This window comes from Geodermatophilus sp. SYSU D00703 (assembly GCF_054050155.1).
Genome location: NZ_JBJGYU010000061.1, coordinates 1 through 10,030, shown reverse-complemented (window position 1 = coordinate 10,030; position 10,030 = coordinate 1). Strand labels below are relative to the sequence as shown.

General features: G+C 75.5%; 7 protein-coding genes. 2 read left to right on the top strand and 5 right to left on the bottom strand.

Annotation, left to right across the window (positions count from 1 at the left end):
- Positions 1-182 precede the first annotated feature (182 nt).
- Positions 183-1,220 (bottom strand): glutathione S-transferase family protein, encoded by a 1,038-nt coding sequence (locus ACI782_RS25805; RefSeq protein ID WP_456912972.1) that lies wholly within the window; start codon positions 1,218-1,220, stop codon positions 183-185.
- A gap of 37 nt (positions 1,221-1,257) precedes the next feature.
- Positions 1,258-1,680, bottom strand: a complete 423-nt coding sequence (locus ACI782_RS25800) for a DUF1810 domain-containing protein (RefSeq protein WP_456912971.1) — start codon at positions 1,678-1,680, stop codon at positions 1,258-1,260.
- A 77-nt stretch (positions 1,681-1,757) separates the two neighbouring features.
- On the opposite strand from ACI782_RS25800, the gene ACI782_RS25795 reads away from it, so the two are divergent.
- Positions 1,758-2,840 carry a DUF3048 domain-containing protein gene (locus tag ACI782_RS25795; RefSeq protein ID WP_456912970.1) on the top strand — a complete coding sequence of 361 codons (1,083 nt, stop codon included), beginning with the start codon at positions 1,758-1,760 and terminating at the stop codon, positions 2,838-2,840.
- 85 nt (positions 2,841-2,925) lie between these two features.
- On the opposite strand, the gene ACI782_RS25790 is transcribed toward ACI782_RS25795, so the two are convergent.
- From ACI782_RS25790 to ACI782_RS25780, 3 genes are read right to left on the bottom strand one after another with little or no spacing between them, the layout of a single operon-like run.
- Complete coding sequence (locus ACI782_RS25790; protein WP_456912969.1) at positions 2,926-4,836, bottom strand: S9 family peptidase; 1,911 nt, start codon at positions 4,834-4,836, stop codon at positions 2,926-2,928.
- Positions 4,833-6,623, bottom strand: a complete 1,791-nt coding sequence (locus ACI782_RS25785; RefSeq protein WP_456912968.1) for an N-acetylglutaminylglutamine amidotransferase — start codon at positions 6,621-6,623, stop codon at positions 4,833-4,835. Before ACI782_RS25785 ends, ACI782_RS25790 begins: the two co-directional genes overlap by 4 nt.
- Positions 6,604-9,177, bottom strand: a complete 2,574-nt coding sequence (locus tag ACI782_RS25780; protein ID WP_456912967.1) for a glutamate--cysteine ligase — start codon at positions 9,175-9,177, stop codon at positions 6,604-6,606. The genes ACI782_RS25785 and ACI782_RS25780 overlap by 20 nt, the downstream gene beginning before the upstream one ends.
- Positions 9,178-9,795: 618 nt before the next feature.
- Here ACI782_RS25780 and ACI782_RS25775 point away from each other — a divergent pair.
- Positions 9,796-9,957 (top strand): hypothetical protein, encoded by a 162-nt coding sequence (locus tag ACI782_RS25775; RefSeq protein WP_456912966.1) that lies wholly within the window; start codon positions 9,796-9,798, stop codon positions 9,955-9,957.
- Positions 9,958-10,030 lie beyond the last annotated feature (73 nt).

Below are 10,030 nucleotides of genomic sequence, written 5' to 3'. Positions count from 1 at the left end.
TTCACCCCCCCGGGGGCGCCCGGGCGTGGGGGGGCCCCCCCCGCGCGCCCCACCCCGCGCGGGGGGCGCCGGGGCCCCCCCCCCCCCGGGGCCCCCCCCCCCCCCCCCCCCCAGGACAGCAGTCGTGCGGCGCACCCTCGTGGGCGAGGACCTCGAGGCGCTCGCGGAGCGCCGCGGCGGCGTCAGCGGTGGCCGGTGCCGCCCGGCCCGTGGTCGGCCGGCACCGTCTCCTCCTCCGACGGCGGCCCGGGCGGGGTGCCGTCGCCGAACGGCGACCCGCCGAGCTCCTCGCGGCCGTGCGGGGTCAGCCAGTTCGCGGTGTCCGGCCCCTGCGGGATGACCCGGGTCGGGTTGATGTCGGCGTGTACGACGTAGTAGTGCTCCTTGATCTGCGGGAAGTCGATCGTGTCGCCGAACCCCGGGGTCTGGAACAGGTCGCGCGCGTAGGCCCACAGCGCCGGCAGCTCGGTCAGCTTCTGCCGGTTGGCCTTGAAGTGGCCGTGGTAGACGGCGTCGAAGCGGGCCAGCGTGGTGAACAGCCGGACGTCGGCCTCGGTGACGTGCTCGCCCACCAGGTACCGCCGGGTCGACAGCCGCTCCTCCAGCCAGTCCAGCGCCGTCCAGAGCCGGTCGTAGGCCTCGTCGTAGGCCTCCTGCGACCCGGCGAAGCCGCAGCGGTACACCCCGTTGTTGACCTCGGTGTAGACCCGCTTCATCACCGCGTCCATCTCGTCGCGCAGGTGCTCGGGGTAGAGGTCGGGCGCGCCCTGGCGGTGGTACTTGGTCCACTCCGTGGAGAGATCGAGCGTCAGCTGGGCGAAGTCGTTGGTGACGACCTGCCCGCTGGGGACGTCGACGATCGTGGGCACCGTGATGCCGCGGTCGTAGTCGGGGAAGCGGGCGAGGAACGCCTCCTGCAGCCGCTCGTAGCCCAGCACCGGGTCGCGGCCGCCCGGGTAGAGGTCGAAGGTCCACGACCGCTCGTCGTGGGTCGGCCCGCACAGCGCCAGGGAGATCGTGTCCTCCAGGCCGAGCAGGCGGCGCACGATGACCGCGCGGTTGGCCCACGGGCAGGCCCGGGCCGCGACGAGCCGGTAGCGGTCGGGCTCGACCGGCCAGCCGCCGGAGCCGTCGGCGGTGATCCGGTCGGGGATGTAGGTCGAGTCCCGGTTGTACTCGCCGCCCGTGACGTAGCCCGACCCGCTCTGCTCCTCGCTCACGCCCTCCAGCTTCCTCGACCGGACGGGACCGCGCCCGTCAGAGCCGGGCGAGCGTGGCCTCGTCCCGCTCGCCGCCGAAGAACCGGTCGAGCACCCGGCCGAAGACGGCGGCCTCGGGCTCGGCACGCTCGAACAGCGTCATCGAGGAGCGCAGCTTGACCGCGTCGACCGGGCCGAACACCGAGACGGCGTCGGCGGTGTCCAGCTCCAGCAGCACCTGGGCGCACTCGACCAGGCGCGGGCCGAGCACCGGGTGGTCGAGGTAGGCCTGGGCCTCGGGCAGCCCGGAGATCGCGTAGTGCTGGGCGGTCGCGCTGCGGCCGAGGCCGGCGACCTGCGGGAAGACGAACCACATCCAGTGGCTGCGCTTCGCGCCCGCCCGCAGCTCGGCCAGCGCCTGCTCGTGGGTCCCGCGGTCCTGCGCCTGCACGAACCGCTCGAGGTCGAAGGGGTCGCTCACACCGTCTCCGGTGTCCGCGGCGGGCCCGCGCCAACCACGAGGTCCAGCCGTCGTGCCGGCCTGCCGATGACCTACGGGTGAACACCGAACGCAGCCGTGCCCGGCGCGCACGGGATCGGGGACGGCGCCGGCTCGGGACGGCCCTGCTGGTCGGCGCCGTCCTCGGGACGACGGTCGCCTGCGGCGCGCAGGCCCCCGCCGAGCCGGCCGCCTCGAGCTCGCCGGCCGCGACCACGCCCCCGCCGCCGCCCCCGGCCGTGCTGTGGCCCCTGACCGGGGTGGACAGCGCCGGTGCCGACGTCGACCGCCCCGCCCTCGCGGTCAAGGTCGAGAACTCGGTCGACGCCCGTCCGCAGACCGGCCTCAACGCCGCCGACATGGTGTGGGAGGAGGTCGTCGAGGGCGGGATCAGCCGCTACGTCGCCGTCTACCACTCGACCCTGCCACCGGCGATCGGCCCGGTGCGCTCGGTGCGGCCGATGGACCCGGACATCGCCGCACCCCTGCACGGGCTGCTGGCCTTCTCCGGTGGGCAGAAGCCCTTCGTCCAGGCCACCCGGGACGCCGGCCTGCAGGTGGTGGACCCCGGGACCGGACCCGGCTTCTCCCGGGTCAGCGAGCGCGTCGCGCCGCACAACACCTACGTCGACCCGGCCGCGCTGCTCGGCCAGGCCGACGCCGGCCACCAGGCCCCGCCGCCGCCCCAGTTCGAGGTCGCCACCGGCGACGAGCAGCCCACGGCGCTGACCGCCGGGACCCCGGCGGCCGTCCTGGACCTCGCCCTGTCCCGGATCAGCACGCCGCGCTGGACCTGGAGCCAGCCCGACGGCACCTGGCTGCGGGCCGAGGACGGCACGCCCGCGGTCGAGGCCGACGGCACCCCGCTGCGCGCGACCAACGTCGTCGTCCTGCGGGTGGACGTCGTCGACACGGAGTACCGGGACAGCGCCCGCAACCCCGTGCCGGAGACGGTCATGATCGGCGGGGGAGAGGCGCTGGTCGCCACCGGCGGGCGCTCCGTGCCGGTGACCTGGTCGAAGGGGTCCGCGGACGAGCCGGTGCGGCTCACCGGCCCCGACGGCCAGCCGGTCCGGCTCGCGCCCGGCAGCACCTGGGTCGAGCTGGTGCCCAACGCGACGGGCTCGGTCACCCTCGGCTGAGGGTCCTCCCCGGGTGCTCGTGCTCTGCGTGCCCGGCGCACGCAGAGCACGAGCACGCGCGGGGCACGGGCTCCCGCCCCGGGCGCTACGACGCCGCCGCCTCCGCGGTCGCCCCGGCGACCGGGCGGGCCTCCTGGAGCGCGCCGACCAGGAAGCCCAGCGTCGTCCGGGTCAGCAGCTTGCGGGAGTCCGCGTGCCGGAAGACGTGCCCTTCGCCCTTGAGCTCCAGGTACTCCACCGGCCGGTCCAGCGCGCGCAGCGCCGCCACGATCTGGAGCGCCTCACCCAGCGGCACGTTGGTGTCGTGCTCGCCGTGGACGACGAGCAGCGGGACGTCGATCCGGTGCGCCGAGGCCAGCGGCGAGATGTCCTCCAGCAGGGCGCGGTCGCGCTCGGGGTGGCCGTACTTGGTCACCGCGGCGGCGGCGATCCACGGCTCGCTGTCCCGGTAGAAGGACACCAGGTCGGACATGCCGCAGACGTCGACGCCCGCGGCGAACACCCCGGGCGAGAAGGCCAGCGAGGCGAGGGTGAGGTAGCCGCCGTAGGAGCGGCCGGTCACCGCGATCCGGCCGGGGTCGGCGATGCCGGCGTCCACGAGGTGAGCGGCGGCGGCGAGCACGTCGGCGAACGCGTCGTACCGCAGGTGCACGTCGTCGGCGTGCACGAACTCCCGGCCGAACCCCGACGAGCCGCGGATGTTGGGCGCGAACACGGTCACCCCGGCGGCGGCCAGGGCCTGGTGCCCGGGCGAGAAGGTGGGCCGCTCCTGGTCCTCGGGGCCGCCGTGCAGGTACAGCGCGACCGGCCCGGGGGACTTCAGCCGGCTCGGGGCCCGGTACAGCCAGCCGGTGAGCGGCAGCCCGTCCCGTCCGGCGAACGTCTCCAGCGTCGGGACGACCAGCCGCCGCTTGGGCAGGGGCGGCGCGGAGGTGACCCGGGTCCAGGCGTGCGTGGTGGTGTCCAGGTGCCACAGCTCGCGCGGGCGGGTGGGCCCCTGGACGCCGAGCACCACGCTGGAGCCGTCGCGGCTGAGCACCGGGTCGGCGGCGACCAGGCCGGGCAGGCCGGTGATCGGGGTGCGCCCGCCCGTGGCGGTGTCCATCAGCTCGAGCTCGCTGCGGCCGGCGACGTTCCACACCAGCAGGAGCAGCGTCCCGGCGTCGTCGGCGTCGAGGTCCTCGAGCTCGGCATCGTCGCGGGCGGCCAGCGTGCGCGGTTCGCCGCGCCAGCCGTTGGGCCCGAACGGCAGCCCGATCAGCTGCCGGCGGGGGAGGCCGACGTCGGAGGCGAGGTACACGTAGACCGGGCCGCGGTGGTCCTCCGGCGCGGGGCGGATCAGGGCCTCCTCGGTGGACCCGGTGGCGCCGTGCGGCAGCGCGCTGAAGTCCTCGTCGGTCAGCCGGTCGACGACGGCGACGTACTGCTGCCCGCGCTCGCCGTCGCGGATGACGATGAACCGCTCCTCGAGCGACACGTCCAGCACGTGGATCAGCTCGCCCTCGGCCAGGGGGTCCAGCCGGCCGGTCGCCGGGTCGGCCAGGTACGAGCGGGTGGGCACGCCGGGGCCGGCCCCCGGGAAGGTGACGACGAACCGGTGCCCGCTGCGGGTCCAGGGGCCCAGCTCGGCGTGCGTCTCGGCGTCCCCGGCCACGCGCCGCGCGTCGGTGCCGTCGGGCCGCACCACCCACACCGCCGTCCGGACGCCGCCGTCGGTGGCCACCTCGCAGGTGAGCCAGCCGCTGTCGGCCGCCCACCGGACCTTGACCACCGGGTCGTCGGAGAGCCGGATGTGCCGGGCCGGCGGGATGGAGCCGTCGAGGACGACGTCCTGGATCCACACCTGCGGGGTGCCCGAGCGGTCGCTGATGAAGGCGACCTGCCGGGCGTCCGGGGTCATGTTGGGGCCCCAGCTGCCCCAGGCGTCGACGAGGTCGTCGGCCAGTGCGGCCGCGGACTCGACGGTCGCCCGGTCTGCGTCGCCGTGGGTCGTCACCGTGCGATGTCCTCCACCTTCTGCAGCCACATCTCCAGCAGCGCCAGCTGCCACAGCGCGTTGGAGCCGAGGGTCGTCCGGGTGACGTTCGGCTCGCGCAGCATGCGCTCCACAGTGTCCGGCCGGAACAGGCCACGCCGCTTGGCGGCCGGGTCGGTCAGCGCGTCGCGGACCCGCTCCAGGTAGGGGCCGTCGAGCTGGCGGATCGCCGGCACGGGGAAGTACCCCTTGGTCCGGTCGATGACCTCGTCCGGGACGATCCCGCGGGCCGCCCGCTTGAGCACGCCCTTGCCGCCGTCGGCGAGCTTGAGCTCCGGCGGGATCCGGCCGGCCAACTCGACCAGCTCGTGGTCGAGGAAGGGCACCCGCGCCTCCAGGCCCCAGGCCATCGTCATGTTGTCGACCCGCTTCACCGGGTCGTCGACCAGCATGACGGTGGTGTCGTTGCGCAGCGCGGCGTCCACCGCGGTCTCCGCGCCGGGCTGCGCGAACTGCTCGGTGGTGTACGCGGTGGGGGCGTCGGCGTCGACCAGCCACTCCGGCTCGAGCACCTCGCCCATCGCCGCCCAGCGCCGGTCGAAGAACACCCGGGAGTAGGCCTCGACGGCGTGCGCGCGGGGGACGTCGGCCAGTGGCGGGTACCAGTCGTAGCCGCCGAGCACCTCGTCGGCGCCCTGCCCGGACTGGACGACCTTCACGTGCCGCGACACGTCCTGGCTGAGCAGGTAGAAGGCGACGCAGTCGTGGCTGACCATCGGCTCGCTCATCGCGGCGACGGCGGCGTCGATGCCCGGCAGCAGCCGGGAGTTGTCGATCGCGATGCGGTGGTGGTCGGTGGCGAACCGCTGCGCGACCAGCGACGAGTACTCGAACTCGTCGCCGGACTCACCGCCGGCGGACTCGAAGCCGATGCTGAACGTGGCCAGCCCGGTCTGCCCCTGCTCGGCGAGCAGCGCGACGACGAGGCTGGAGTCGATGCCGCCCGAGAGCAGCACGCCGACCGGCACGTCGGACACCATCCGCCGCTCGACGGCGGTGCGCAGCGCGGCGAGCAGCGCCTCCTCCCAGTCGCGGGAGGTCCAGCCGGCTCGATCGGGGTCGCGGGTGAACGGCGGCCGCCAGTAGACGGTGTCGCGGCTGGTGCCGTCGGGCTCGACGACCCGCACCGTCGCCGGCGGCAGCTTGCGGACGCCGGCCAGGATCGTCCGCGGCGCCGGCACCACGGAGTGGAAGGTCATGTAGTGGGCCAGCGCCGTGCGGTCGATCGAGGTGTCGACGCCGCCCCCGGCCAGCAGCGCCTGCACGGTCGAGGCGAACCGGACGCGGTCGGGCCGGGCGTCGAGGTAGAGCGGCTTGATGCCCAGCCGGTCGCGGCCCAGCACCAGCCGGCCGGTCGCGTGCTCGACGACGGCGAAGGCGAACATGCCGAGGAACCGGTCGACGCAGGCGGTGCCCCACTCGGCGTAGGCCTTGAGCACCACCTCGGTGTCCGACGTCGAGAAGAAGCGGTGACCGTGCTGCTCGAGTTCGGCGCGCAGCTGCCGGTGGTTGTAGACGATCCCGTTGAAGACGACGGTCAGCCCCAGGTGCGGGTCGACCATCGGCTGGGCACCGCGCTCGGAGAGGTCGATGATCGACAGCCGGCGGTGGCCGAGCGCGACCGGGCCGCGGGCCCACAGGCCGTTGCCGTCCGGCCCGCGGCGTGCCTGGCAGGCGGTCATCCGGTCGAGGACGGCGACGTCGGCCCGTCCTCCGTCGAGACGCAGCTCACCGGCGAGTCCGCACATCAGGGTCCCCCTCCGTCCGGGTCCGACGACGGTCGGTCCGAGTGATCAGCCAGGTGTCCTTCGCGCCGCCGCCCCGCGAGCTGTTGACCACGAGGCTGCCCTCGGCGGCGACCCGGGTCAGCGCGAGCGGGGGGACCGTGGCGTCCTCCGGCCCGGTGCCGGTGACGTGCACGAACGCGCGCAGGTCGATGTGCCGCGGGTGCAGGCCGTCGCGGTCCAGCGCGGGCGCCGAGGAGAGGGCGACGACCTCCTGGGCCACCCAGCCGCCGGGCCGCTCGGCGATCTCGGCCCGCCGCCGGACGACGTCGGCCGCGGGCGCCGCCGGGCCGATCATCACGCCGGAGCCGCCGTAGCCGTCGACCGGCTTGGTGACCAGCTCGCCCACCCGCTCCAGGACGGCGCGCCGCTCGGTCTCGTCGCCCGGCCGGTACGTCGGCACCGACTCCAGCAGCGGGTGCTCGTCGAGGTAGTAGCCGATCAGCTCGGGCACCCAGCAGTACGTGGCCTTGTCGTCGGCGACGCCGTTGCCCGGGGCGTTGGCCAGCACCACCGCGCCGTCGGCCGCGACGTCGAGCACCGCGGCGCCGACCGGGCAGCCCCCGCGGCCGGTCAGGTCGGCCAGCTCGCCGTCCAGACGGACGTACAGGGCGCCCACCGACGAACCGCTGCCGCGGTGCACCACGCGGCCGCCGGCCACCTCGAGGTCGTCCGCGGAGACCAGCAGCAGCCCGGCGCCCTCGGCCAGCCGCCGGTGCTCGTACCAGGCCGAGCTGTCCGGGCCGCTGCTGAGCAGCGCCGCCGAGGTGCCGGGTTCGGCGTGCCGGAGCAGGGTCGCCCGCAGCGACTCGTGGACGGTGGCCGGGTGGGCCAGGCCGGCGGGCCGGGGGAGGTCGGGCATGACGGCGTCCAGCAGCCGGCGGGCGGCCACGGCGTAGGCCGCACCGCTGGGGTCGCGGAGGTTGTCCTCCAGCACCCGCCAGCCGCCGTACTCGGTGCGGACGACGTCGAAGCCCATGACCGGGGCCCGGACGGCGTCGGCGGGCAGCCGGCTGGCCTCGGGCCGCCAGCCGGGGCAGCCGAGGACGGCCTCGCGCGGCAGCACCCCGTCGGCGAGCACCCGCTGCGGGCCGTAGACGTCGCGGAGGAACAGCTCGAGGGCGCGGGCCCGCTGCACCAGCCCGGCGGCCAGCTCCTCCCACTCGTGGCGGTTGACGATCCGGGGCACGAGGTCGACACCGAAGACCCGCTCCTCGCCACCCACGCGGAAGGTCACGCCGTGCGCGGCGAGCCAGTCGTCGCGGGCGGCCTCGCGCCGGGCGACCTCCTCGGGCGGCAACGCGGCGACGACCTCCAGCACCTCGCGGTAGGCCGGCCGGGGGACCGCGCCCGCGCCGATCGCCTCGTCCCCGGCGCGGGAGCGGTACCGCCGCAGCGCCGCGCCGGCCGGTGCGGGCCCGCCGGCCGGGCCGTGGGACTCCGCCACGACCAGCCGCATGACGTCGGCGAGGTCGCCGGACTCGGCGAAGGCCGCCCGCTGCCGGTCGGCGGAGTTGCCGCGCGCGAGGGTGGTCTCGGCCAGCTCGGTGACCGCCTCCCGGTCACCGAGCTCCTCCAGCTGCGGCCGCAGCCGGGCCACCAGGCTCCGCACCACGTCGGCGGCCGGGCGCGGCCGGGGGTGCAGGGCGCCGTCGAGCAGCTCGCGGGTCAGGCCGCCGCGCGCCGCCTGCCACATCGCGGCCCGGTGGAGCGGCGCCGGGGCGGGGACGTGCGGGCGACCGGCCTCCACGTCGAGCTCGGCGGCGCGGACCATCGCCCGGAACAGCCCGGCGATGAGGACGGCGTCGTCGATCAGCGGGCAGGCGTCGCAGACGCGCAGCTCCAGGGTCGGCGCGTGGGACGACGGCCGGACGTCGAAGTAGGCCATCTTGGCGTCGGCGATGACCCCGGAGCCGATGAGGTCGGCCAGCAGGGCGTCGTACTCGGCGGCGCTGGCCAGCGGGCCGGTCGCCCCGGCGGTGGGCCAGCGCTGCCAGATGATCGTGCGGATGCTGCTGTAGCCGGTGTCGGAGCCGTTCCAGAACGGCGAGCTGGCGGACAGCGCCAGCAGCACCGGCAGGTCGCGGGCCACGCGCTGGGCGATCTCCACGGCGAGGTCGCGGTCGGAGACGCCGACGTGCACCTGGGTGCCGCAGATCAGCTGCTCGTCGACGAGCAGCCGGTACTGCTCGTGCATCCGGCCGTAGCGGCCGGTGGCGGTCAGCTCGAAGTCGGCGAAGGTGGAGCGGGGCGCCGTCCCGACTGCGGCGACGCCGAGGCCATCGCGCCCGGCGACGGCGACCAGTTCCTTGCGCAGCCGGAGCAGCTCCTCGCGCAGGTCCGACAGCGTGGTGACGACGGCGGTGTTGGTCTCGACGGTGGTCCGCTGGATCTCCGCGGCGTAGGACGAGCTCGGCAGCCGGCTGAGCAGCTGCGGCGCCCGCGCCGACAACTCCCACCGGTCGAGGTCGATGAGGTGGAGTTCCTCCTCGGCGCCGAGCGTCAGCTCTGCGGCCATCCCGGGACGCTATCGGCCGGGGTGTGCCCTCGGGCGGGTCGCGGCCGTTCCCGTTCGGGAAACCCCGGGCGTGTCCACCGGGACCGCGCCGCCCCGGGACCGGGCTCGCCGTCTCCGCCGCGGACCTGACCGCCGCTCTCGACGAGCCGCTCGACACCGGCAACGCGATGACCCGCACTCTGCTCGGGGCCGGCCGCGCCGTGTGACGGCCCTCGAAGAGGGACGCACGACCCTGTTGGCCCGGGCGTGTCGCGGGACGAGAATGTTCCGTCTCGTTATTCCTTCGAGCCGTGGGGAGGAGTCCCGTGCCGGACTGGATCACCGGCGTCGCTGCCATCGCCGCCCTGGTGGTCAGCGCGATCACGGCGCTGACGCAGTACCGCCTCGGTCTGGAGCAGAAGATGCTCGAGTCCCGCCAGATCGAGCTCGACGCGCACCTGGCGGCAGGGGCGGCCGGAGGTGCCCGCGGGGTCGACTCCGCGATCCGCTGGCGGGAGCAGGTGCTCGCGCTGCACGACCGCGGGCTCAGCCCGGGAGATCCGCTGGATCCTCTGCTGCGCGGACGGCGGCGCCGGCGACGAGGAGCGCCACGGGATCGTCGACGAGGTCGTCGGCAACGTGCCCCGGGTGCCGCCGCCGGGCATGGTGCGACCGCCGTCCTGCAGCGAGCACCGCCGCCTGCCCCGGCCGGAGGGGCGGATGCGGGCCACGGGCTACCAGCCCTACTCCTTCGACGTCGGGCCCTCGCAGTGGCGGACGCCGGACGTCCGGAGCGTCTGACCCGCGGAACGCCGCCGGGGGACAGGTCGGTCCCGGAGGGGTCGTGCTCTGCCCACCCTCGTGGGCAGAGCAC